Genomic DNA, 23,986 nt, shown 5'->3' on the forward strand with positions numbered 1-23,986 from the left:
TGCTCAGGCTCAGAATGCGAAAAGAGTATTTAATCTGTATTGATAATTCGCTGTGCAACTATAACTACGATACGCCTTTCTGCCGCTGATTTATTGATTCAGATTCAGGTCAGAGCAGGATATTAATAGATGCCATGAATAAACAGGAATCGAAAAAGGTCAGCACTATCAAAATAGGGGAGTCTGAAAAATAACCCTCTATTTCGTGCTGATTAATTTAGTCACGTAATAATAACGGCTAAATAAGGCCTTCATCGTCATCGGCAATTAATCCCTCCAGCCCACTCAGCGAGCGACGCGCCTGCGCACGGCTGGTGAGTTTGGCCTGTGCGGCTGGCGGCAGGTCGGTGATGGTGATCACCCCTTTGCTCATCAGCACCTCGATCAGATCCTCCAGCACACGCACCATCTCAAGGTCGCTTTGCCGCAGCTGATACAGCGTGGCTTCTCGGGTATCGCGCTGGCGCAACCACTCGTCAATCTCAGGCGTACAGAGATCGTGCTGTTCCGTCATTGCGGGAAAAGGTGTCAGTTCCACCCGAATTATTCGTCTTTCCGTATCGCGTTCTAAGTAATACATTTTCAGCCTCTGATTAGCCTTTGCGGTTAATTTCCACCCAGCGTACTGGCATCAGCGAAATAGCGCCCCATCGCGCCATATAACCCCATTTTTTCGAGGGTCGCCAGTTCGCCCGCTGTTTCCACGCGCTCGGCAATTAAGGGAAGATTAATCTGGCGGGCGGCCCAGTAAATTGCCTCAATAAACAGTTTTTTATCGTCTTCGCTGTCTATATCGCGAATATAACTGCCATCAACTTTAATCCAGGCCAGACCCCATTGCGGTAAATTGCCGATAAGGTGGAAGCGTCCTCCAAAATGCTGGATCCCCAGACGACAACCCAGCGCCTTCAGGCGACTGACCAGCACGTTCACCCGCTCGACGTCGGGCAGTTCATTCTCATCCAGCTCAAGCGTCAGCCAGTTCGCCAGCTGCGGCGCGCTTTTCAGCGGCTGCAACAGGGCGTTGAGGCTCTGGTCGTCCGCGACGCTGGCACCGCTGATGCTGAGCGCCAGCGGGCGCGGCGATTTTGCCAGCTCACCCAGGGTCTGCTGGAGCATCACGATGTCCATGCGACGGCTGAGGTCGAGGCGGTGGATCCACGGCATAAAGCGCCCCGCTGGCACCAGCTCACCCTCCTCGGTTTTGATGCGGGCGAGGATCTTATGGTGCAGCACCACATGCCGGTTATTGCACTCGTAAACCGGCTGCGAGAAGAGCTCGAAGCCACCGCGGGTCAGCACCGCATCAAGACGGGTGTACCAGCTGTGATGATCCTCTTCGCTCCCGGTGTCCGATGCAGTATCGGGCGTGGCAAAGATGCGCATCTCGGTTTCGGCTCTCGCCAGCGCCTGGTCCGCCTGGGTCAGCACCGCCTGCGGGGTATCGCCAACGTTAAACGGCACCAGCGCGAAGTGCGCCACCGGCGTCACGTCGCTCATGCCCATCTCAGAAAGCGCCTTCAGCTGCGTGCTGAGGGTGTTGCGCAGATTATCGAGATCCTGGCCCAGGATCTGCGGGGCGATAATGGCAAACTCCCCGCCGCGCACGCGGGCTAAAAAGCCCTCGTTGTGGAAATAGTTGCGCTGCAGGCCGCTCAGAATATCCGCCACCGCCACCAGCAGCTGGTCAGATTTGGCTCCGCCAAGACGCTGGTTCAGGCCCATCAGATCCTGCACCCGCAGCAGCATAATATGACCGGCAGCGTTCTCTTCATCGCTCAGGCGAGACTGCAACTGCATGTCAAATGCCCGGCGGTTGCTCAGGCCGGTCAGGCTGTCGTGATAGGCCTCCTGACGCAGCGCTTCGGTGCGCCGGGCCTGCTCGCTGAATAATACCTTGAGCTGCGTCACCATCATGTTGGTGGCATCCACCACCCGGCGCAGTTCGGGGGTTTTCGGCAACGCCTGGATGTTGAGGAACTCGCGACGGCAGATAGCCATCGCCTGTCCGGCAATATAGTTAAGCGGACGCAGGGCGCGACTTAACATCAGCGTAGCCGCCAGCACAAACAGCAGGCTGCAGCCGATCAGCCATAAAAAGCTGGCGACGATGCTGTTCCACAAGCGGGCCAGGGCGAACATCGGATGGCTGACCACTTCCACCCGGGCGGCCTGGGTCCAGCCCCGCATCACAATGGCATCGCCTTCACCGGGGCTGAGGTTCACCATCCGCACAAACCACTGCGGCACGCGGGTGCTCTGGGGAATGTCGCTGCGCTCGAAGATCGGTTTATTGGTTTGAATGTCCACCACGCGAATGCGATAGAAATAGCCGCTGTCGAAGATGGAGTTCACCATCAGCTCGGTCATGGTCGGATCGTCGATATGGGTCGTCAGGGAGAGGCCCAGCGCCGTCGCCGCGTCCTGCGCGTGGGCGCTGAGCTGATTGCGGTACTGATCCCGTGAGCTTTCCAGGGTAACGAAAAAGTTGCCGCAGAAAATGACGAGCGTAAATAAACAGATGCCTATCAGTAGCTGTTTATAAAGAGACATGGCCCTATCCTATTCATTAATTACAAATCCTTCTGCACGCATTCGGGTGAGAAGATCCTGCCAGCGGGAGAGCCTTTTGCTGTCACCCACGCGTTTGTTGCCGCCGGACTGCGGCAGCCACAGCCCTTCGCCGTTAAACGCATAAACCGGAAGCAGGTCGGTTCGCTGTGTGGCCGGCAAGATGGCGGTTTTCAGATTATCCAGAACCAGCGGGATCGCCGTGGGGGTGGAATACCATGTCACCACCATGTGCGCCTGGTTCAGTTCAAGTGCCTTAACATAGGTAATACGTAACTGGTTTGCCGGAACGCCCATTTCGCGCAGGGTGAAATATTTCGCCAGCGCAAAGTCCTCGCAGTCCCCTGCCCCCTTACGTAAAAACTCAATCGGCGTGGCCCAGTAATCCTGCTGCTTCCAGACGACGATATCATCGCGAAACGCCATGCGGGCGTTAAAAAACTGGTTAACCCGGTTTAGCGTGCCCTGAATCGATCCCTGAGACGGCTGCTTAAGCAAGGCGGCCCACTCGTCAATCCGCTGCCGGGCGGCCGGGGTCGCCGGGCCATACAGCCGTTCGGTACGGGTGCTGATGGCGCTGAAATCCCACCCGGCGCCAAGCCCGGGGGAGATAACCAGCAATACCACCAGCCAGAGCGACAGCCAGCGTCGACAGCTCACGAAACGGGAACGAGAAAGCCGCATGGCGCTGGCTTACTTCTCGCCTGACCGGGCAAGCCAGCGCTTAAGGTACGCGACATAGCCGGAAAGGTAGTGCTCAACGTCGTCGATCCGCACCCGGTAGCTATGGTGACGAATGAAAAAGCTGCCGACAATGCGTGGCGGGTTTTTGAAGAACATCGCCAGTTCCGGCCAGAAAAAGCCGTTCGCCAGATAGCGGGCGCGGGTCTCCAGCGCCTCGTTGAATACTGCCATATCAAAACCCGCCAGCAGATGCTTATGCGGCGATGTTTCAAGCCGCGCAATCATCCCCGACGCCGCCATCATCAGCTCCAGCAGGGTGGGATACGTGGTGACGCGGTTCTGCACGAAGTCGAGGTGGTCGCGCACGTTATCCAGCCCAAACCGGTAGTAGCGCTCCAGCGGCCGGTAGAGCGTCAGCTCGTTGACGCAGTAGCTGAGCCAGTGATCGTGAGCCTGCCAGTGCTTTTGCGCAATAAAATGATCCATCGCCCGCTCGACCATCTCCAGCCAGCGCGGGGCCTGAGTCAGGCCGTAAAGACGCATCAGGGCAAACGCCGCTTCACCGTCGTAATAGATAATGCGATGTGCCGCCTTCAGGGAGAGATCCCCGGCGTTCAGTACGTGGACAAACCCGCCCGTCTTACGGTCCTGCATATAGCCGATCCCGTTCGCCAGCCGCGCCATCTGCGCCAGATACTGATTATCGCCGGTCAGCTCGCTGTATTTCGCCATCGCCAGAATGCACACCGCGTTGCCGCCAAGCTTAATTTCATCCCCGGTATCCACCAGGAAATCGGCGTCACTGCCATTGGGAAGCCGGTAAGTGCGAATAAAGCTGCGGCAAAGATCCTGCAGCGCCCGTTCGATGGCCGCTCGTTGTTCCGGCTGCTGTGTGACCTCCCACCCTTCAAGTAGCGCATAGGTGGAGCTGGCGTGACGCAGGGCGTTATAGGTCGGAATAGCGCGATCGAAGCAGGGGAACCAGCCGTACTGGTAGCGCCCGGAAGGGGTAATCTGGCGTGCAAGATAGTCGGTGGCGGAGGCGATCATCGGCTCCAGCGCCGTCGCCTGCCAGTCGGGAAGCTGGCGGTAGCCGCTGTTACGCCCGGTTGATTCAATGGGCAGCAACCGCTCGCCGTCGCAAAACAGCGCCCGGGTGGTAAAGCGCCAGAGCGTCTGGTCAGGCTGCTCCGGCCATGTCAGCAGCGCGCCGAAGCGGCGGCGGGAGAAATGGGCCAGGTTGTTGGCATTGGGCGTGGCGACGCCGTGGTCGCCGTGGTAGAGCAGCGCGTTGGCCGCAATCTCCTGCTCCAGCATCGCGTAGCGAAACGCCGGATCCAGGCTCAGGCCAAAGCGAAAATAGTTACGTTTGGTTTTGGCTAAACGCGCCTGCAGGTTATCCCAGCGCAGGGCCTGTACTTTATCGACAAGATCTACCCGCAGCCAGCAAACCTCGGTGCCGCTCTTTCGCTGCCACTGCTGCAGCGCCTGTGCGCCCTGCTGCCAGGCCTGATCGAAGGTGTCGCCGCACCCCTGCACAATATGCGCACGGCTCTGGCTGTCGGAAGCACTAAAAAAGATCGCCCAGGCGGGGCAGATCGACGGTTTGGGCGCGACGTCCAGCAATTCCATCGCCGGGCGGGTTTGCGCCAGTAATTGGCTGAGCGGCATTTGTACTCCTGATAACGCCTGAGGAAACCCTGTCAGAAAAATCTTAATCGATGATACCATTATGTATGACAAGATGTGTATTCTGTATGTCTATTGTTTCTCCCGGGGCGGTGTTTTGAGTCGATGTTTCGCGGTGTGGATCCTGCTGCTGGTCAGCGTTTTTGCTTACGCTGATACGCCGCTGCTGTGGAACCAACCGGCCTCCCGACAGCACTGCCCGACCGGTAACGATGCCCTGTGGGTACAGACTCCGAACGGCAACGCCTGTATGCGCTATTTCAGCGCAGGAAACCTTCAGGCCGCCCCGCTGGTGGTGGTGATACTGAAAGGCGATCGCGTCTCGCAGATTAAGCGCCCACCCGAATCCATCCCCGGCAATACCGCAGCCGATCAGCGCCGTCAGGCCCGGGCCATCCTGCGCCAGACCGGGTTGCCCACGATTATTATCGCCCGCCCCGGCACCTACGGCTCCAGCGGCAACCATTATCATCGTCGTCAGGCTGAAGAGTTCCAGGCGATAGATGCCGCCCTCAATGCCATCAAGGCTCGCTACGGTATCCAGCGCTTTATTCTGAGCGGACACAGCGGGGGCGCAACCGCCGCGTCGGCGCTGTTAGCCACCGGTCGCCGGGATATCGACTGCGCGGTGCTTACCTCCGGCGCCTGGGGAATACTGGAGCGGGCGCAGCGCATCCGCCAGCGGCGCGGTGAAGCCCCTGCCCCTGGGCTGGACAATACCGGACTTCCTCACCCCTGGGACCCGCTCGACCATATCAGCGGGATCGCCGCCGATCCCTTCCGGCTGATCCTGGTAATTGGTAATCCGCAGGATCGCACTACGCCTTTCGATCTGCAGGCACGCTTTGCCGCTGCGCTGCGCGAGCACGGCCATCGGGTGGAACTGCTCGAACGCCCCGCCGTCCCGCCGCATTACCACGATCTGAAGGGTAACGCCGGGATTATCGCCATTAATCTTTGTCCGCAACGCGGATATGCCGCAAAAAAGCAGGAATAAGCTCATGAGTCAGCAACGTGCTGAGACGCCACCCCGGGGATGGACCGCCGCCGACCTCGAAAAATTGCCCGGTAGCGTCTGGCACAATCGACCGGAGGCAGGCTGGCAGGCCTGCGACATCGCCATTTTTCATGACAAGACGCTGTCCACCCGTCCCTGCCTGTTTATTGCCATGGATACCGACACCTGGCTGCAGGGCTCCGGCAATACCGGCATTTACGCGGGCTGGAACGATACTCATCTTTCGCTTTCCCGCCACGCCTCCCGCTACTGCGGGGCGATTGTTCAGCGCAGGGTTGACGGGCTGCCGCCAGACTTCCCCCAGCTGGTGGTCGGCAATAGCTATGAGGCGCTGCAGTGGCTGGGGGAAGAGGCGCGGCGACGGCTGGACGGTAAGCTGGTGGCGATCACCGGTACGGTAGGGAAAACCTCCACCAAAGAGATGCTGGAGAGCATTCTTGCAACCCGCATGTCGGTGGTGGCGAGTCACGGCAACCACAACACCCGCACCGGCGCCTCGGTGACTCTGGCCCGGACCGTCTGCAACCCGCAGGCGGTGGTGATGGAAGTGGCGATCTCGGCCCTGTGGATGCGCAACGGCGGGATCGGCCCGCGCATCAAGCCGCATATCGTCATCATCACTGAAATCGGCATGACCCAGGTGGGGAAGAACGTCACCTCTTTAGATGACGTGGCGCGCTTTAAAGCACGCATCAGCCATGGCCTGATCCCGGGCGGCTACGCCATTTTGAACCGCGATATGGCCGGGTATGAGACCCTGGCCGCGAGCGTCACCCGCGACGGGGCCCGCATCATCAGCTACGGTTTTCATCCTGGCGCAGACGCGCGCATTACGGCGTTTACCCCGGATGGCAACGGCAGCCTGGTTACCCTCAACTTTCGCCAGCAGAGCCTGAGTTACCGGCTGGCCGTGCCGGGCAAAGGGGCTGCTCTTAACTCGGTGGCCTCGCTTATCGCCGCCGACCTGCTCGGGGTGAGCCTGCCGGAGATCGTCGCCTGCCTTGAAGCCTGGCACAGCGACGGCCAGCATATGGGTATTACCCGCCTCGCGCTGCCGGACGGCGGGGCCGTTACCCTGATAAACGACAGCTACAACGCCGAATACCTCTCCATGCTCAACGCCTTCGAGGTGGCCGGGCAGCACGCCCGGGAAAGCGGTGGCCGGGTGGTCGCCCTGCTGGGGCGGATCGTCAACCTCGGCGACCAGTCTGACGCGATCCACCGCTCGCTGGCGGAGCCGTTGCTGGCGGCGGGCTGCGGGAAGGCATTTTTGCACGGAGAGGAGATGGCAGCCCTGCACGATACCCTGCCGGAGAAGGTTCGCGGCGGCCACTTCCGCACTGCGCAGACGCTGGTGGATGCCGCGGCACCGACGCTACGCGACGGCGATATCGTGCTGGTCAAAGGCAGCGTGCGCAACTCTGACTTCAACCGGGTCATCAGCCTGCTGAAAACCCGTCTCGCTGCGCCACCAGCCCTGAAAAAAGAGCAGACCGCCCGCCTGCTGGTGAATCTCGCCACCGGCGAAACGCGGGTATCCGAACTGAGCGACAGCATCTTTGCGCCGACGTATCTCAGCCAGCTGTTGCTGACCACCTGCGTGGCGGAGCGGCTGCTGATGAAAGAGATGACCCTCGAAACGCCTGTTGAAATGCACGGCATCGCCGCCCACGTCCTGAAAGGTAATCCGGCGCTCGGCCTGCCGCGGGGCAGCACGGTGACCCTGAAGTCGCTGTTGCAGGGGATGCTGATTCATAACGCCTGCGACGCTGCCATTCACATCGCGGAACAGCTGGCAGGCAGCAGCGCCCGGGCGTTGACGCAGCTCCGTGAGCTGATGGGTGAGCGGGCGATGGCGCATACCCACATCAATAACGTCTCCGGCCGCCCGCGTCCCGGCCAGCGCACCACGCTCAGGGATGTCGCCAGGCTGCTGTACCATTTCTACCTGCGCTACCCGCACCTGCTGTCGTGGTTTGCTGAGCACGAGGCGGCCATCGGCGAGCACGTGTACCGTAAAACCGCCAACCTGCACAGCAACGGCAGCGCCTGGGGGCAATTCAGTGCCGGACGCTGGGGCTTTGCGCTGCAGTGGGTCGCGGGCGATCTCTGGCTGGCCTGCGCCGCCGGGGCGGATGACGCCTTCCATCTCGACTATCTGCTGGATGAGCTGCTCTCCCGGGCGGATGGCGCGCAGCCTGCACCGGTCCCCGTCGAACGCCAGATCGACAAACCCGCAGCAACAATTACCCTGCTGGGGGACACCTATTTTGGCGAGTGGTACACCCGCAAGCGTCAGCGGCGCGGTATCGACGATGCCCTGCAACGCTACGGATACGATCACAGCTTTGCAGGCATCGCCCCGCTGCTGCGCGGCAGCGATTTTACCCTTGCCAACTTCGAAGCGGCCCTTGCCACCGACCTGAGCGCCAGCCCGGAAGGCCGAAAAACATTCTGCCTGGCCGGGGATCCGCAGGCCTCTGTTGCGGCCCTGCGCAAACAGGGCATCGACGCGGTGGCGCTGGGCAACAATCATGCCATGGACGCCGGACTGCCGGGTCTGCACAGCACGCTGGCGGCGTTTAGCGACGGGGGCATCGCCACAATCGGGGCCGGACTCAATGCCCAGCAGGCGCACGCCCCGCTGGTGCTGACGGTAGGCGACAGGCAGTACAAGATTTTTAGCGCCTACTGGTACCGACGCTTTATGGAGCAGGAGTGCGCCTTCTATGCCCGCCCGCGCCGGGCGGGCGTCGCCTGTCTGAGCGGTGGGCTGACGGAACAGCTGCGTCTGGAGAAGGCCAGCGCCAACCCGGCCACCACCATCGTGCTTGCCCACTGGGGGCTCGACTACCGCTGGACGACGGCGGGACAGCGCGCGCTGGCGCAGCGCCTGAGCGAGGCCGGAGCCGATCTGATCATCGGCTCCGGGCCGCATATGCCCGGCGAAGCGGCCCGCCTCGGCGAAAGCCTGGTGCTCTACAGCATCGGCAACGGGGTGTTTAACAGTAACGGCGAGTATCGGGAACGCGGTATGCCGCCGTATGGTTTTATCGTCCGCCTGCTGCTCGGCGGGCAGGTGCCGCAGATCCAGCTCCTGCCGATCCTGACCGACAATAAAAAGACCTTCTGGCAGCCCCGCCCGGTTAACGAGGCTGAATTCACCGATCTGATCGCACACCTGACCGCCCAGGGAATGCCCATTATCCGGGAGGAAGCCTCCGGCGCGGGTTGGCGCGCGGTATGTGAAGATGGAGAGTACAAGCTAATCATGACGCTGGATGCGTACGCAGAACAGTAAGCAGAATTTTTAAGCGATACAGCTACCTGAATGAAAATTCCCGATTACAGTTAAAAGACGTCACTCCGCTGTGCGACAGAGTCAGGACCTACTGATGAGCGTGCCACTGCAAAAAATGCCCCGCTGTGGGATGGTGTTGTTAGCGCTGCTGCTGGGCGTAAGCGGTTGTGCTTCCCATGATAAAAACCCCAGCCGGGCGCGCGTGGCGCCGAAGTATGTTCTTCCCGCACCTGTGCAGCCCGCCTATAGCGCACCTGAAGCTTTCCTCAGCGCGCCAGAAGAAGCCCCCTCGCCGCCGGTAAAAGTCAAAAAACGGCCGTCGGTCAAAGCCGCAGAACAGTCAGCGCCACGGGCGTTGCCGGTGCTGGACAATTCATTGCCAGAGCAGATCTGGCAGCCGGCTGTTACCCGTCAGACCAGCCTGGAGCTTAAATCATGACGGAACGCGCTGTCGGTGAACTGGAAAGCCGGGAGGATATTAAGCGCCCGACGCTGCCGCTGTGGCAAAACGCGCTGGTTATTCTCCTTACCCTCACCTACCTCATCTGCGAGCTGGCGTTTAACTCGCGCCTGCTCGATCTGGTGGGCAGTCTTTCTACACCCGATGACATCCACAGCATGGAGCGCTACGGGCGGGCATTAACCGCCATCGCCGCTGCCCTGCTGGTGTTTCAGCTGGTGCTGGCGGGTAACGCCTGGCTGAAAAAACGCGGCGTTGAGTTTCCCGCCCCCTGGGTGGCCGGCATGGTGTTTTCGCTGTGCCTGCTCACCGGCGTGGTGACCTGGCAGATGGTGGAGTGGGTGATTGAGCGCCAGGTCGCGCAGAGCACCGGCGAGTTTCGCCAGAAGTCGATGCTGGCCCAGCTCTATCAACAATCGTTAATTGACGGACACCAGACGCTGGAGGGGATCCCGCTTGACGACGACGGCAGCCAGCGTGACACCTGGACCAGCCCCTCCGGGAAAGCGTTTCTGGCGATGCTGCCGCTGCTGATGAGCTCGGTCAGCCGCTATCACGAGCTGCTTGAGCGGGAGGCCGGGCAAAATCTGCGCGACAGCATCAGCGTCCAGGAGGGCGGTCTCCTCGGCTATTACAAGCTCTGGCTGGCCGCGCGTGGGGAAATTTATAAAGACTATCTCGGCTATAACAGCGCCACAGAGACAAAGGGGCTTTATAACGGCGTGGCGATCCCGGCCCGGCTCGACTGGGAATCGTTTTTTATGCTGGAGGTGGTGCAAAACACGCTGCGTGATAAGCTGGCTCTCCCCCGGGACACCCGGGTCAGGCCTGAATACCCGAAAGATGACGCCCTGAAACAGTTTGCGCAGGATCTACAGGCCCCCCATCTTGATCACGCCATGCATCAGCAGCTCCCTCGCCTGCAGGCAGCGCTGGCCAGCTACGGCGTGGGCGGGGAAAATGAAAAACGGGGTGAGGACGCGGCGCGGGCGGTGATTGTTCCCCCCATTGCGCTGATGTTCTCCCTGCTTGGGGCTCTCACCCACCTGGCAAAACTGCTCTACCTGCTGCTTCTGCCCTTAAGTGCCGCCCTGCTGTATATCGCCCCCTGGCGCCCGGTTCGTCTGGTCAACCGCCATCCGCTGATCTTTCCGGTAATGTTGATCTGCCTGCTGCTCGGCCTGTGCAGCGTGATGAATAACAGCATCACCGCCTCTCCGGCCTATCAGTCTTTGCGGCATGCGTTGCAGGGGGCGGAGGTGACCATTACCGACGCGCCTTCCTCCCTGCGTGGCGACACGCTGCTGCGGGTGATCCACGCCGTCAGCATCGGGCAAAGTTACAGCTATCCGCTGAATCACGCCTTACGCCAAAAAGTGCTGCTCGACTTTGATTTTGGATATGAAACACGTAATGAATAAGTCTCCATCAGGATAAAAACGGGCCTCTGTTTTGGTTATTTTAATGCTGGTTTTTTGAGCAAAAAGTAGTGTTAGCAGTTAAGATATATCAGTGCTACATTACGCCGCCCAAAGGCGTCAGCCGTTTTTCAGACCATGAGTATGTACGGCAACAGCCCGGAACAATTAGTATTTACGCGAGTCATAAAAGCAGTACGGCGTAACGCCACTCTGGCGCTACCTACACACTCTTCATAAAGGTCGTTTTATCTTGTCTCAATGCAAATTCACACTCACCCTCCTGCACCCCCGTTACTGGTTTACGTGGTTTGGTCTGGGTGTCCTGTGGCTGCTCGTACAACTCCCCTACCCGGCGCTGAGCTGGCTGGGTGCTACTCTCGGGAGTATTTCACGTCGTTTTCTGAAGCGCCGGGAGTCTATCGGTCGCAGAAACCTCGAACTCTGCTTTCCGGCGCTCTCCCCCGAAGAGCGCGAACGTCTGATTACTGAGAATTTTAAATCCATCGGCATGGCGTTGCTGGAAACGGGGATGGCCTGGTTCTGGCCGGATCGCCGGGTACGCAAGCTGTTTGATGTTGAAGGGCTGGAAAATTTGCAGCGCGCGCAGGCTAAAAACCGCGGCGTGATGGTCATCGGCGTTCACTTTATGTCGCTGGAGCTGGGTGGCCGGGTGATGGGCTTGTGCCAGCCGATGATGGCGACCTACCGTCCGCATAACAGCGCCCTGATGGAGTGGGTGCAGACGCGCGGGCGCATGCGCTCCAATAAAGCGATGATCAGCCGCAACAACCTGCGCGGGCTGGTCAGCGCCCTGAAAAAAGGGGAAGCGGTCTGGTTTGCGCCGGATCAGGACTATGGCCGCAATGGCAGCAGCTTCGCCCCCTTCTTTGCGGTGAAGGATGTGGCGACCACTAACGGCACATTCGTGATTCAGCGCCTCTCAAAGGCGGCGATGCTCACCGTCACGATGGTCAGAAAAGCCGATAAGAGCGGCTATCGCCTGTTCATCATGCCGGAGATGGAAAACTATCCGCAGGAAGAGGTGGCCGCCGCGGCTTACATCAACAAGGCGATCGAGAACGAGATCATGCGTGCCCCGGAGCAGTATTTATGGGTGCATCGCCGCTTCAAAACCCGCCCGGTCGGTGAACCTTCCCTCTACCGTTAGCCCCAAAACAGAGGTTAGTTTCTGCGTGAAACTAACCTTTTCAATCACCTGTAATCACCCTGATTTATCGTTAGCAGGCTATGTTGCCGAAGGGCAATTTATTACGCCGCGAAATCAATCTGTCGCCGTTCCACGACACTCGTAAGTCGTGGAAATTATTTAAAAAAATGCCCCTTGTCACTCCTGAAATTTAGGCGTACATTAGCGCCGTCTGGCTACCTGAAAGCACAGAATTCTGAGCTGGAGTCGCTGCCAAAACGGGGATAATTCTCATTTCCGCCCTGGACCGACTTCACCTCTCTATAATCAGTTGGACTCTGTTTTTAATGCGTATCACGAAATACGCGGAGCGATGAACGTGAAATATTTCTTGATGGGTTTTTCAGTGATTTTGTTCGCCTGGGTCGGCACGTTTGCCCTGATGATGAACTGAGCAAAGAAAATGTAGTCAAAAAAACAGGCGCCTGAGGCGCCTGTTTTTTTTGGTTACTGCTCCGGCGCGGTCTTAGCTGCCTGCGGCAGCAGCCCGTCGGCGCGGAACATGCCCTTAATGCCCCTCACCGCCTGACGAATACGGTCGCTGTTCTCAATCAGCGCGAAACGCACGTGCGTATCACCGTAGTCGCCAAAGCCAACGCCCGGGGAGACGCACACTTTCGCGTCCTGCAGGAGTTTTTTGGCAAACTCCAGCGATCCCATCGCGGCGTAAGCCTCCGGGATCTTCGCCCAGACGTACATTGAGGCTTTCGGCATCTCGACCATCCAGCCTGCTTCATGCAGCCCTTTGACCAGCACATCGCGACGACGCTTGTACTGGGCGGCAATGTCCTTCACGCACTGCTGATCGCCTTCCAGCGCTGCAATCGCCGCCACCTGCAGCGGGGTAAAGGTGCCGTAATCGTGGTAGCTTTTGATGCGCGCCAGGGCGTTCACCAGGGTCTTGTTGCCGACCATAAAGCCGATACGCCAGCCCGCCATGTTGTAGCTTTTCGACAGGGTGAAGAACTCCACTGCCACGTCGCGCGCGCCGGGAACCTGCATGATCGACGGCGCTTTCCAGCCGTCATAGACGATATCGGCATAGGCCAGGTCATGCACCACCAGCACGTCATAGCGCTTCGCCAGCGCCACGACCTTCTCAAAGAACTCGAGTTCGACACACTGGGCGGTCGGGTTTGACGGAAAACCGAGGATCATCATCTTCGGCTTCGGATAGCTTTCGCGGATGGCGCGTTCCAGTTCGTTGAAGAAGTCGACGCCTTCCACCAGCGGAACAGAGCGCACCTGCGCCCCGGCGATGACCGCGCCGTAAATATGGATCGGGTAGCTGGGGTTCGGCACCAGTACGGTGTCGCCGTGGTCCAGGGTCGCCAGCATCAGATGCGCCAGCCCCTCTTTCGACCCAATGGTGACAATGGCTTCGCTCTCGGGGTCGATCTCAACCTGATAGCGGTCCTGATACCAGCGCGAAATGGCGCGGCGCAGGCGCGGAATGCCTTTGGAAGTCGAGTAGCCGTGGGTGTCCGGGCGCTGGGCGACGGTACAGAGCTTTTCCACGATATGCGGTGGCGTAGCGCCGTCGGGGTTACCCATGCTGAAATCAATAATGTCTTCGCCGCGCCGACGCGCAGCCATTTTCAGTTCAGCGGTGATGTTAAATACATACGGGGGAAGACGATCGATACGCGAAAAACGGCGTTCAGGACTGGAGTCAGCCATAAATTCCTCAGATTACGTTAGCGCCCGGACCGTCCGAGCGACGTCGCCACGAATGTGGCGTGCTTAGAAAATAACCTGAAAAAATTCGTCTTGTCGAGAGGGGAGACATAAAAAAATAACGTAGCGCTAAAACGGGAACTCTGCTCGGGTAAAAACGGGAAGCGATTATGAAAAGAGGCATTTTCAATGCCATTTAGTTAACATTTTAATATCAGTACAGTTACGACTTTTGGATGATTTTTCCCCTTCAGACCCCTTTGCGCGGCAACGAAGTCAATCCCCTTTCATTTTTATGGTTTATCCCCATTTGATAAAACGGACGGATAACTGGTCATTGGGCGTCAGGTTTTTTATCATGGTTCTTTCCCGTTTTCCCAGGTTTCCCCGTGCACGAAATATTCAATATGCTGCTGGCGGTTTTCGATCGCGCGGCATTAATGCTGATTTGCCTGTTCTTCCTCATCCGCATCCGCCTGTTCCGCGAGCTGCTGCATAAGTCTGCCCACTCGCCGCGAGAGCTGCTGGCGGTCACCGCCATCTTCTCGATGTTTGCCCTGTTCAGCACCTGGTCCGGGGTGCCGGTAGAGGGATCGCTGGTCAACGTGCGGATCATTGCCGTGATGTCCGGCGGGATCCTGTTTGGCCCGTGGGTGGGGATCATCACCGGGGTTATTGCCGGGACGCACCGCTATCTGATTGATATCGGCGGCGTGACGGCGATCCCCTGCCTGATCACCAGCATCATTGCCGGCGTGCTGTCGGGGGTGATTAACCGTAAGATCCCAAAAAAGCAGCACTGGAAAGCGGGCATTATCGCCGGGATGGTCTGCGAAACCCTGACCATGATCCTGGTGGTAGCGTGGGCGCCGACCGTTGAGCTTGGGCTGGATATCGTCTCGAAGATCGGCATCCCGATGATTCTCGGCAGCGTCTGCGTGGGCTTTATCGTGCTGCTGGTGCAGAGCGTGGAGGGCGAAAAAGAGGCCAGCGCTGCCCGGCAGGCCAAGCTGGCGCTGGATATCGCCAATAAAACGCTGCCGCTGTTTCGCGATACTAACGCCGAATCCCTGCGCCAGGTGTGCGACATCATCCGCCGGGATATTGACGCCGATGCGGTGGCGATCACCAACATCGACCGGGTGCTGGCCTACGTCGGCGTGGGGGAAGCTAACTACCGGGATAACGACGATACCGTCAGCCCCACCACCCGCCAGGCGATCAGCGGCGGTAAGATCATCATCAAGAACAACGATGAAGCCCACCGCACCCCGGAGATCCACTCCATGCTGGTGATCCCGCTGTGGGAAAAAGGGGTGGTTACCGGCACGCTTAAAATTTACTACTGCCACGCGCACCAGATTACCTCCTCCTTACAGGAGATGGCGGTCGGGCTGTCGCAGATTATCTCCACCCAGCTGGAGGTCTCCCGAGCCGAGCAGCTGCGGGAGATGGCAAACAAGGCAGAGCTGCGCGCCCTGCAGAGCAAAATTAATCCCCATTTCCTGTTCAATGCCCTGAACGCGATCTCCTCGTCGATCCGCCTGAATCCGGACACCGCCCGCCAGCTGATCTTCAATCTCTCGCGCTATCTGCGCTACAACATTGAGCTGAAAGACGACGAGCAGATCGACATCAAAAAAGAGCTCTATCAGATCAAGGATTACATCGCCATCGAGCAGGCGCGGTTTGGCGATAAGCTCACCGTCATCTACGACATCGACGAAGAGGTGAACTGCGTGATCCCGAGCCTGCTGATCCAGCCCCTGGTGGAGAATGCCATTGTTCACGGCATTCAGCCGCGCAAGGGCAAAGGCGTGGTGACGATAAGCGTGGCCGAGTGCGGTAACCGCGTGCGGGTGGCGGTGCGCGACACCGGACACGGGATCGACCCGAAAGTGATTGAGCGGGTGGAGTCCAACGAGATGCCCGGCAATAAAATTGGTCTGCTGAATGTCCATCACCGCGTTAAGCTGCTCTATGGTGAAGGGCTGCATATCCGCCGCCTTGAGCCGGGAACCGAGATCGCGTTTTATGTGCCGAATGAACGCTCCGCCGTTCATGCCCAGCCGTTGTTGTTGCCCTAGAGGGAGTGACGCATGAAAGTCATCATTGTGGAAGATGAAATACTCGCTCAACAGGAGCTGAGCTGGCTGATTAAAGAACACAGCCAGATGGAGATCGTCGGCACCTTTGAGGACGGCCTGGACGTGCTGAAATTTTTGCAGCACAACCGGGTCGACGCCATTTTTCTGGATATCAACATTCCGTCACTGGACGGCGTACTGCTGGCGCAGAACATCAGCCAGTTTGCCAGCAAGCCGTTTATCGTCTTTGTCACCGCGTGGAAAGAGCATGCGGTGGAGGCCTTCGAGCTGGAGGCGTTCGACTACATTCTGAAGCCTTATCAGGAGTCGCGGATCGTCACCATGCTGCAGAAGCTGGAACACGCCTGGCAGCAGCAGTCCGGCGCGGAGCAGGTCGCGGCCTCACCGGTGACGCGTGAAAATGACACCATCAATTTGATCAAGGACGAGCGCATCATCGTGACGCCGATGGACGACATCTATTACGCCGAAGCGCACGAGAAGATGACCTTCGTCTATACCCGCCGCGAGTCGTTCGTCATGCCGATGAACATCACCGAATTTTGCGCCAGACTGCCGACGAGCCACTTCTTCCGCTGCCATCGTTCGTTTTGCGTGAATCTGAACAAGATCCGCGAGATCGAACCATGGTTCAATAACACCTACATTTTGCGGCTGAAGGATCTGGATTTTCAGGTGCCGGTAAGTCGCAGCAAGGTGAAAGAGTTTCGCCAGCTGATGCACCTGTGAAGGGAGTGCCCCGGTGAACGGACGTCACCGGGGACGGGCTATTACAGTACCTGGCCCAGCGTCTGACGCAGATGCGCACCAGAGCCCAGCAGGCCCGGGTTGTCATGCACGATCAGGTACACCGGGATATCCCGAACGTAATCGCGGAAGCGGCCTTTATCTTCAAATCCGCCGCGGAAACCGGATGATTTAAAGAAGTCGAGGAAGCGCGGCACGATCCCGCCCGCGATATAGACCCCGCCAAAGGTGCTGAGATTCAGCGCCAGGTTGCCGCCAAAACGCCCCATGATGACGCAGAACAGCGACAGCGCGCGACGACAGTCGGTACAGGAATCTTCCAGCGCGCGTTCGGTGACGTCTTTCGGCTGCAGATTTTCCGGCAGACGGCCGTCGGATTTCACGATTGCCCGGTAGAGATTCACCAGCCCCGGGCCGGAGAGCACGCGCTCTGCGGATACGTGGCCGATCTCCGCGCGCAGCTCTTCAAGGATAATGCCCTCTTCTTCGCTGTTTGGCGCGAAATCCACGTGTCCGCCTTCGCCCGGCAGGCTGATCCAGCGTTTGTCGACGTGCACCAGATGCGAGACGCCAAGGCCGGTGCCTGCGCCATACACGGCAATTGGCTTACCTTCAACCGGCTCAGTACCGCCGAACTGGATCAGATGCTCCGGCTTTAACATCGGGATCGCCATCGATACCGCGGTAAAGTCGTTAATAATTTCCAGATGGGCGAAACCGAGGTTGGCTTTCATTTCGGCAATAGAGAATGCCCAGGTGTGGTTGGTCATCGCCACCCAGTCGCCGGTAATCGGGCAGGCAATAGCGATACAACCATCCTCAACGCTGACCTCATGCTCCGTCAGATAGACACGAACCACCGCTTCCAGGCTGGGATAATCCAGCCCGGAATAGGTTTTGGCGCGGGAGATTTCGCCGGTATTGACGTCACATAACGCCAGACGCGCGTTAGTCCCCCCTACATCACCTACCAAAGCATACTTTGTCATTCTTCTACTGCTCCGCTAAAGTCAAAATAACTGATTGGCACACTCTAAATTCAAGGCCCGATAACAACAACGACCTGAATAAAAGCACCCCAGGATTATCGATCTTCGTCACAGAATAACTTTACCGTTTCAGCACCATTTGCACTATTACCATAAGGCTGAGAGTGCAAAGTAAAGACAGCCATTTTCTACAAGGAAATCATCATGCTCCATCCGCGAGCCAGAACGATGCTGCTGCTGGCCCCTCCTGCCCTGATTATTGGCGTGGCATCCAGTCTGATTCTGATAATCATCATGAAGGTTGCCTCGGTGCTGCAGTCGCTTTTGTGGACCTCTTTACCCTCCACAATGGGTCTGAGCGCGAACTCCCCGACGTGGATTATTCTGACCCTGACCCTGACCGGCATCGCCGTGGGGCTGGTGATCCGTTATACCCCGGGCCATGCCGGGCCCGACCCGGCCACAGAGCCGTTGATTGGCGAACCGGTCAACGCCGCCGCCCTGCCGGGGCTGATAATCGCCCTGATTATCGGTCTGGCGGGGGGCGTCAGCCTCGGGCCTGAGCATCCGGTGATGGCGGTAAACATCGCCCTGGCCGTCGCCGTAGGCGCGCGCGTCTTTCCCCGGGTGAACGCCCTGGACTGGACCATTCTTGCCTCTGCCGGCACCATCGGCGCGCTGTTCGGCACCCCCGTCGCGGCGGCGCTGATTTTTTCCCAGACCCTGAGCGGCAACGCGGAGATCCCGCTCTGGGATCGGCTGTTCGCCCCGCTGCTCGCCGCCGCAGCGGGCGCGCTGACCACCAGCCTGTTCTTCCATCCCAACTTCTCGCTGCCCATTGCCCACTACAGCCAGATGCAGCTGGTCGATATATTTAGCGGCGCAATTGTTGCCGCCATCGCCATCGCGCTGGGTATGGTGGCGGTGTGGTGTCTGCCGCGCCTGCACCGGCTGATGCATCGCCTGAAGCATCCCGTACTTATTCTCGGGGTCGGCGGATTTATTCTGGGGATCCTGGGCGCCATCGGGGGCAACATCACCCTGTTTAAGGGGCTGGACGAGATGCAGCAGATGGCTTTCAGCCAGATCTTCAGCGTGTCGGATTATCTGCTCTTTGCGCTGATCAAGCTGGCGGCGCTGGTGGTGGCGGCGGCCTGCGGTTTTCGCGGCGGGCGCATTTTCCCGGCGGTGTTTGTTGGCGTCGCGCTGGGATTGATGCTGCACGAGCACGTTGATGCGGTTCCGCTGGCGATCACCATCTCCTGTTCCATTCTGGGCTTGGTTCTGGTTGTCACCCGGGATGCGTGGCTGAGCCTGTTTATGGCGGCAGTGGTGGTGCCGGACACCAGCCTGCTGCCGCTGCTCTGTATTGTGATGCTGCCCGCCTGGCTGTTGCTGGCGGGCAGACCGATGATGATTGCCGGACGTCAGGAGAAATAATCAGGCGCTTTTACGCGCCTCCAGCGCCTGGAGAATGCCGCTCAGCAGCGGCGGAACGTCGGCTTTCGGCAGCATGACCTCAATCAGCGACAGCCGTTCCGGGTGCCCCACTCTCTCCAGCACCTCCTCCAGCTGCACCGTCTCGCTGACCCGCCAGCACTCGGCCTGACAATTCAGGCTGAGGGCCTGCGGGATCTGCGTCCAGTTCCACAGCGCAATGTCGTTATAGCGCTGGTTCGGACCGTGAATGGCGCGCTCCACCGTATACCCTTCGTTATTGAGCACCATGATCACCGGGCGCTGCTTGTCACGCAGCATCGAGCCCAGCTCCTGAATGGTGAGCTGTGCCGCGCCGTCGCCGGTAATCGCAATCACGCGGCGATCCGGGCAGGCAGTTTGGGCACCGTAGGCGGCGGCCAGGGTGTAACCAATCGAGCCCCAGATCGGTTGCACGATAAAGTTCACCTCATCCGGCAGCCTCAGCGCGCCCGCACCAAACGCCGAGGTGCCCTGGTCGGCCAGAATAATATCCCCCGGACGAATATAGGTTTGCAGGGTTTTCCAGAAGCTGTCCTGGGTCAATGAGCCTGGATGAACCGCATGCAGCTGGCGTGCCGGGCGTGGCGTGCTGCTGGTGTTGGCATACTGGTGGCACAGGCTGGAGAGCACTTCAATGGCCTGGGTCATCGGGATGCCGGTGTACCAGACATCGCCGATGCGCGAGGCGTGCGGCTGCACGTCGATGGTCTGCTGAGGAGTGAGTTTGTGGGTGAAGCCGGCGGTGAGCGTATCGGTGAAGCGCGTGCCCACGCAGATCACGGTGTCAGCGCCTTCAATGGCCTCGTTGACGTCGGCCGCGCTGGCGGAGCCGCTGTAGGTTCCCGCAAAGCCTGCTTTGCGCTCGTCAAAAATGCCTTTCCCCATCAGCATGGTGGCGTGGGCGACGGGCGTCTGGTCCACCCAGCGCTGCATCTGGTTTTTCAGGCCGTAGCGCAGGACCAGGAAGTCGGCCAGTAGCGCGATGCGATCGCTTGCGGCTAGCCGTTTTTCCGCCGCCTGACGGAATGCATCCAGGCGGAAACTGTCACTTTCATAAATTCGGTCAATGAGCGCGCTTACTGGCGGAGTGGCAGGTTTCTTTGCCACGTCGGCAGGCAGCATGATGTAGCCAGGGCGGCGCTCACGGAGCATTTCGGTCAACACCCGGTCAATTTCATAGCAGGCGTTCTGTTCGGTCAGGTGCGCCTGCGCCACGGTCACGGGCTCACTCATCTTATAGAAATGACGAAACTCACCGTCACCGAGGGTATGGTGCAACAACTCCCCTTTTTTCTGCGAGGCGCTGCCCGGTGCGCCGACGATATGCAGTACCGGAACATGTTCGGCGAAACTGCCCGCGATGCCGTTCATGGCACTGAGCTCGCCAACCCCAAACGTCGTCAGCAGCGCGGCAAAACCTTTGCAGCGCGCATATCCATCGGCGGCGTAGGCCGCATTCAGTTCGTTGGCACAACCTACCCAGCCAATATCCGGGCTGGCGATAACGTGATCGAGAAACTGCAGATTGTAGTCGCCCGGCACGCCAAACAGATGATCGGCACCACAATCTGTAAGACGGTCCAGCAGGTAATCGGCGACGGTGTAGGGGGTATGCATGACAGTTATCCTTATAATGTTGACTTCAATTTGAGTATTGAAGAAGCGTGATAGCTGTCCAGGAATGGCGATAATCAGCGCTTGGAAATAATGCTTTACGTATTTTCGCGGGGTAATCTGCTTGCCTGACGTTTAGTGTAAACGTATACACTGAATGACATTCTGACGCAGAGGGGCAAGACTCATGGTTTATCAGGCGGATCAAAACCGTTATCAGTCAATGGTGTATCAACGATGCGGGCAAAGCGGTCTTAAGCTCCCTGCCATCTCCCTGGGGCTGTGGCACAACTTCGGCGATGCCACGTTGATTGAAAACAGCCGTCAACTTTTACATCGTGCCTTTGACCTGGGCATTACGCACTTCGACCTTGCCAATAACTACGGTCCACCGCCGGGTTCGGCAGAGCGTAATTTCGGACGGATTTTACAGGAAGATTTCAGCGCCTGGCGCGATGAGCTGATCATCTCAACCAAGGCGGGCTACACCATGTGGGACGGCCCCTACGGCGACTGGGGCTCGCGTAAGTATCTGATCGCCAGCCTCGATCAGAGCCTGAAACGGATGGGGCTGGAGTATGTCGACATCTTCTATCACCACCGTCCTGATCCGGAAACGCCGTTACAGGAGACGATGAAAGCGCTCGACCATATCGTGCGTCAGGGCAAGGCGCTGTACGTCGGGCTGTCCAACTACCCGGCCGAACTGGCGCGTCAGGCCGCTGAGATCCTCGATGACCTGGGCACCCCCTGCCTTATCCACCAGCCGAAATACTCCATGTTTGAGCGCGCGCCGGAGGCGGGTTTGCTGGACGTGCTTAAGGATAAAGGGGTGGGCTGCATTGCCTTTTCTCCGCTTGCGGGCGGCCAGCTAACCGACCGTTATCTGAACGGCATTCCGGCAGATTCCCGCGCCGCCAGCACCAGCCGCTTCCTGAACCCGGACCAGATAACCGACGAGAAGCTGGCGAAAGTGCGTCAGCTCAACGCCCTGGCCGAACGCCGGAACCAGAAGCTGTCGCAAATGGCGCTGGCGTGGGTGCTCCATCAGGAGGCCGTCACCTCGGTCTTAATCGGTGCCAGCAAAACGGCGCAAATTGACGATGCGGTGGGAATGCTGGCGAAACGCCATTTCACGCCTGAGGAACTCAGCGAAATAGAATTAATTCTGAACAGCACAAATTAAACGCGCTTTTAGCAAAAAGTGCTACGCCTTCTGAATTAGGAGTTAAAGCGATTATCCGGGCCTTTACCGCCCCTTAAAATTGCGTTAACAAGCCGATTACGGCTCCGATCGTGAAGGAGAATAACCATGTTCAGGTCCCTGATTCTGGCAGCAGTATTAATGGCTTCAGCCCCGCTGGTCGCTAATGCTGGCGAAATCACCCTGTTGCCATCCATAAAATTACAAATTGGCGATCGTGATAATTATGGTAACTACTGGGACGGCGGCGGCTGGCGTGACCGCGACTACTGGCGTCGTCATTATGAATGGCGTGATAATCGCTGGCACAGACATGATAACGGCTACCACCGTGGCTGGGATAAACGTAATGCCTACGAGCGCGGCTATCGCGCAGGCTGGAGCGATCGTGATGACCATCGCGGCCCTAAAGGTCACGGGCGTGGTCATGGCGGACACGGCCATCGTCACTAATATAAAAAAGGCGCCTTACGGCGCCTTTTTTACAATCCTAATGCAGTCCCGATAAGCAACCACAGATTCAGGGCCACCACCAGCACCACTATTGCCCATCCGGTCCGTTTCACCGTCACACTGTTCACCAGATCGCTCATCAACTTTTTGTCGCTGGTAAAGACCAGCAGCGGCACCAGCGCCAGAGCAATACCGAAGCTCAACAGCACCTGGCTCATCACCAGAATGCGCGTCGGATCCAGCCCCATCAGAATCACAATAAACGACGGCAGCATGGTGATGGAGCGGCGCACCCACAGAGGAATGTGGAAGCGCACAAAGCCCTGCATCACCACCTGCCCCGCCAGCGTGCCCACGACGGTAGAAGAGAGACCCGCCGCCACCAGACTGAGACCAAAAATAGTGGCCGCCGCATGGCTGAGTAGCGGTTCCAGCGTCAGGTAGGCCTGGTCGAGATCGGCAATACCGGTATGGCCGTTGAAATGGAACGCCGCTGCGGCGGTAGCCATCATCGCCAGATTGACAAACCCGGCGATGGTCATGGCGATCGCCACGTCCCATTTTGTCGCAGAGTAGCGCTCATGCCGCGAGCCTCCGTGCAGGTTCTGGGTCAGCGACGAGTGCAGATAAATGACGTGCGGCATAATAGTCGCACCCAGCACCCCGGCCGCAAGGAACACCGCTTCCGTGGTGGGCAGGCTCGGGATCGCCATCCCTTTCGCTAACTGTGCAAAGTCAGGCCGGGAGAAGATCAGCTCCACGATATAGGCCGCCGCCACGAACAGCAGCAGGCCGCCAATCACTTTCTCCAGCGGCTTTTGCCCGCGTCGTTGCAGCATCAGAATAAGGAAAGTGGCAATACCGGTTAATACCGCACCCTGCAACAGCGACACGCCGAGGATCAGCTTAAAGCCGATGGCCGCCCCGATAAACTCCGCGAGGTCGGTCGCCATGGCAATAATTTCAGCCTGCACCCAGTAAAACCAGACCAGCGGACGCGGATAGTGGTCGCGGATCTGCTCCGCGAGGTTTTTCCCGGTAGCGATACCCAGTTTTGCCGACAGCACCTGGATCATCATCGCCATCAGGTTGGCCCAGACCACCACCCACAGCAGTTTGTAGCCAAAGCTGGCCCCGGCCTGGATGTTGGTCGCAAAGTTACCGGGATCGATATAGCCAATGGCGGCAATAAACGCAGGTCCCATTAATGCGAACCGCATTTTGCGTGCTGCTCTGCCACTGCTACTCTCATCAACGCGACTATTGCTCATTTTTGCCTCAGAAATATAGCCTTTGCTATGTTTAATGCTATCAAAATGCGAATGATTATCAAGTTCATTTAAAAGGGTTATAGTGATTGCACC

19 protein-coding genes are annotated in these 23,986 nt (G+C 58.6%); 11 read left to right on the top strand and 8 right to left on the bottom strand.

Annotation, left to right across the window (positions count from 1 at the left end; translation table 11 throughout):
- Positions 1-238 precede the first annotated feature (238 nt).
- From ACOYA6_RS11820 to ACOYA6_RS11835, 4 genes are read right to left on the bottom strand one after another with little or no spacing between them, the layout of a single operon-like run.
- Positions 239-580: a hypothetical protein gene (locus ACOYA6_RS11820; RefSeq protein ID WP_039032618.1), complete on the bottom strand. Its 342-nt coding sequence runs from the start codon at positions 578-580 to the stop codon at positions 239-241.
- Between the two features lie 26 nt (positions 581-606).
- Entirely contained in the window at positions 607-2,553 is a 1,947-nt protein-coding gene (gene lapD / locus ACOYA6_RS11825; protein WP_422654747.1) for a cyclic di-GMP receptor LapD, read from the bottom strand.
- 9 nt (positions 2,554-2,562) lie between these two features.
- Positions 2,563-3,255: a cysteine protease LapG gene (lapG, locus tag ACOYA6_RS11830; RefSeq protein ID WP_039032616.1), complete on the bottom strand. Its 693-nt coding sequence runs from the start codon at positions 3,253-3,255 to the stop codon at positions 2,563-2,565.
- A gap of 9 nt (positions 3,256-3,264) precedes the next feature.
- Positions 3,265-4,926 (bottom strand): Mur ligase, encoded by a 1,662-nt coding sequence (locus ACOYA6_RS11835; protein ID WP_422654748.1) that lies wholly within the window; start codon positions 4,924-4,926, stop codon positions 3,265-3,267.
- A 115-nt stretch (positions 4,927-5,041) separates the two neighbouring features.
- Between ACOYA6_RS11835 and ACOYA6_RS11840 the strand changes: the two genes are divergently transcribed.
- From ACOYA6_RS11840 to ypdK, 6 genes are all read left to right on the top strand, one after another.
- On the top strand, positions 5,042-5,941 hold the full coding sequence (locus ACOYA6_RS11840; RefSeq protein ID WP_422654749.1) for an alpha/beta hydrolase family protein: 900 nt from the start codon (positions 5,042-5,044) through the stop codon (positions 5,939-5,941).
- Between the two features lie 4 nt (positions 5,942-5,945).
- Positions 5,946-9,263 carry a CapA family protein gene (locus tag ACOYA6_RS11845; protein ID WP_422654750.1) on the top strand — a complete coding sequence of 1,106 codons (3,318 nt, stop codon included), beginning with the start codon at positions 5,946-5,948 and terminating at the stop codon, positions 9,261-9,263.
- Between the two features lie 94 nt (positions 9,264-9,357).
- Positions 9,358-9,702: a hypothetical protein gene (locus ACOYA6_RS11850; protein WP_422654751.1), complete on the top strand. Its 345-nt coding sequence runs from the start codon at positions 9,358-9,360 to the stop codon at positions 9,700-9,702.
- The gene (locus tag ACOYA6_RS11855) at positions 9,699-11,144 is read left to right on the top strand and encodes a hypothetical protein (RefSeq protein ID WP_422654752.1); all 1,446 of its coding nucleotides are present in this window, start codon (positions 9,699-9,701) and stop codon (positions 11,142-11,144) included. Before ACOYA6_RS11850 ends, ACOYA6_RS11855 begins: the two co-directional genes overlap by 4 nt.
- Positions 11,145-11,391: 247 nt before the next feature.
- Positions 11,392-12,312, top strand: a complete 921-nt coding sequence (lpxP, locus tag ACOYA6_RS11860; protein WP_139563322.1) for a kdo(2)-lipid IV(A) palmitoleoyltransferase — start codon at positions 11,392-11,394, stop codon at positions 12,310-12,312.
- Between the two features lie 352 nt (positions 12,313-12,664).
- Positions 12,665-12,745: a membrane protein YpdK gene (gene ypdK, locus ACOYA6_RS11865; protein ID WP_353620503.1), complete on the top strand. Its 81-nt coding sequence runs from the start codon at positions 12,665-12,667 to the stop codon at positions 12,743-12,745.
- Positions 12,746-12,798: 53 nt separating this feature from the next.
- Here ypdK and alaC read toward each other — a convergent pair whose 3' ends face one another.
- Positions 12,799-14,031 carry an alanine transaminase gene (gene alaC / locus ACOYA6_RS11870; protein ID WP_139563323.1) on the bottom strand — a complete coding sequence of 411 codons (1,233 nt, stop codon included), beginning with the start codon at positions 14,029-14,031 and terminating at the stop codon, positions 12,799-12,801.
- Positions 14,032-14,417: 386 nt separating this feature from the next.
- Between alaC and ACOYA6_RS11875 the strand changes: the two genes are divergently transcribed.
- A complete protein-coding gene (locus ACOYA6_RS11875) occupies positions 14,418-16,115 on the top strand; it encodes a sensor histidine kinase (protein WP_138369807.1) in 1,698 nt (565 codons plus the stop codon).
- A gap of 12 nt (positions 16,116-16,127) precedes the next feature.
- Positions 16,128-16,865 carry a LytR/AlgR family response regulator transcription factor gene (locus ACOYA6_RS11880; RefSeq protein WP_139563324.1) on the top strand — a complete coding sequence of 246 codons (738 nt, stop codon included), beginning with the start codon at positions 16,128-16,130 and terminating at the stop codon, positions 16,863-16,865.
- 41 nt (positions 16,866-16,906) lie between these two features.
- On the opposite strand, the gene glk is transcribed toward ACOYA6_RS11880, so the two are convergent.
- Complete coding sequence (glk, locus tag ACOYA6_RS11885; protein ID WP_039032608.1) at positions 16,907-17,872, bottom strand: glucokinase; 966 nt, start codon at positions 17,870-17,872, stop codon at positions 16,907-16,909.
- 204 nt (positions 17,873-18,076) lie between these two features.
- On the opposite strand from glk, the gene ACOYA6_RS11890 reads away from it, so the two are divergent.
- Entirely contained in the window at positions 18,077-19,312 is a 1,236-nt protein-coding gene (locus ACOYA6_RS11890; RefSeq protein ID WP_039032607.1) for an ion channel protein, read from the top strand.
- Here ACOYA6_RS11890 and ipdC read toward each other — a convergent pair whose 3' ends face one another.
- Positions 19,313-20,968: an indolepyruvate decarboxylase gene (gene ipdC, locus ACOYA6_RS11895; RefSeq protein WP_039032606.1), complete on the bottom strand. Its 1,656-nt coding sequence runs from the start codon at positions 20,966-20,968 to the stop codon at positions 19,313-19,315.
- A gap of 184 nt (positions 20,969-21,152) precedes the next feature.
- Here ipdC and mgrA point away from each other — a divergent pair, with 184 nt between their 5' ends.
- Together mgrA and ACOYA6_RS11905 are read left to right on the top strand one after the other, a co-directional pair.
- Positions 21,153-22,151: an L-glyceraldehyde 3-phosphate reductase gene (mgrA, locus tag ACOYA6_RS11900; RefSeq protein ID WP_138369803.1), complete on the top strand. Its 999-nt coding sequence runs from the start codon at positions 21,153-21,155 to the stop codon at positions 22,149-22,151.
- Between the two features lie 126 nt (positions 22,152-22,277).
- Positions 22,278-22,622 carry a DUF2502 domain-containing protein gene (locus ACOYA6_RS11905; protein WP_039032604.1) on the top strand — a complete coding sequence of 115 codons (345 nt, stop codon included), beginning with the start codon at positions 22,278-22,280 and terminating at the stop codon, positions 22,620-22,622.
- Positions 22,623-22,651: 29 nt separating this feature from the next.
- Here ACOYA6_RS11905 and ACOYA6_RS11910 read toward each other — a convergent pair whose 3' ends face one another.
- Complete coding sequence (locus ACOYA6_RS11910) at positions 22,652-23,893, bottom strand: Nramp family divalent metal transporter (RefSeq protein WP_422654753.1); 1,242 nt, start codon at positions 23,891-23,893, stop codon at positions 22,652-22,654.
- Positions 23,894-23,986: the final 93 nt, after the last annotated feature.

This window comes from Leclercia barmai (assembly GCF_049312895.1).
GTDB lineage: Bacteria > Pseudomonadota > Gammaproteobacteria > Enterobacterales > Enterobacteriaceae > Enterobacter > Enterobacter barmai.

Bases quoted from the DNA above. Each gene is read 5' to 3' on its own strand.
- ACOYA6_RS11820 (WP_039032618.1), bottom strand. From the start codon at position 580: ATGTATTACTTAGAACGCGATACGGAAAGACGAATAATTCGGGTGGAA.
- lapD (WP_422654747.1), bottom strand. From the start codon at position 2,553: ATGTCTCTTTATAAACAGCTACTGATAGGCATCTGTTTATTTACGCTC.
- lapG (WP_039032616.1), bottom strand. From the start codon at position 3,255: ATGCGGCTTTCTCGTTCCCGTTTCGTGAGCTGTCGACGCTGGCTGTCG.
- ACOYA6_RS11835 (WP_422654748.1), bottom strand. From the start codon at position 4,926: ATGCCGCTCAGCCAATTACTGGCGCAAACCCGCCCGGCGATGGAATTG.
- ACOYA6_RS11845 (WP_422654750.1), top strand. From the start codon at position 5,946: ATGAGTCAGCAACGTGCTGAGACGCCACCCCGGGGATGGACCGCCGCC.
- ACOYA6_RS11850 (WP_422654751.1), top strand. From the start codon at position 9,358: ATGAGCGTGCCACTGCAAAAAATGCCCCGCTGTGGGATGGTGTTGTTA.
- ACOYA6_RS11855 (WP_422654752.1), top strand. From the start codon at position 9,699: ATGACGGAACGCGCTGTCGGTGAACTGGAAAGCCGGGAGGATATTAAG.
- ypdK (WP_353620503.1), top strand. From the start codon at position 12,665: ATGAACGTGAAATATTTCTTGATGGGTTTTTCAGTGATTTTGTTCGCC.
- alaC (WP_139563323.1), bottom strand. From the start codon at position 14,031: ATGGCTGACTCCAGTCCTGAACGCCGTTTTTCGCGTATCGATCGTCTT.
- ACOYA6_RS11880 (WP_139563324.1), top strand. From the start codon at position 16,128: ATGAAAGTCATCATTGTGGAAGATGAAATACTCGCTCAACAGGAGCTG.
- glk (WP_039032608.1), bottom strand. From the start codon at position 17,872: ATGACAAAGTATGCTTTGGTAGGTGATGTAGGGGGGACTAACGCGCGT.
- ACOYA6_RS11890 (WP_039032607.1), top strand. From the start codon at position 18,077: ATGCTCCATCCGCGAGCCAGAACGATGCTGCTGCTGGCCCCTCCTGCC.
- ipdC (WP_039032606.1), bottom strand. From the start codon at position 20,968: ATGCATACCCCCTACACCGTCGCCGATTACCTGCTGGACCGTCTTACA.
- mgrA (WP_138369803.1), top strand. From the start codon at position 21,153: ATGGTTTATCAGGCGGATCAAAACCGTTATCAGTCAATGGTGTATCAA.
- ACOYA6_RS11905 (WP_039032604.1), top strand. From the start codon at position 22,278: ATGTTCAGGTCCCTGATTCTGGCAGCAGTATTAATGGCTTCAGCCCCG.
- ACOYA6_RS11910 (WP_422654753.1), bottom strand. From the start codon at position 23,893: ATGAGCAATAGTCGCGTTGATGAGAGTAGCAGTGGCAGAGCAGCACGC.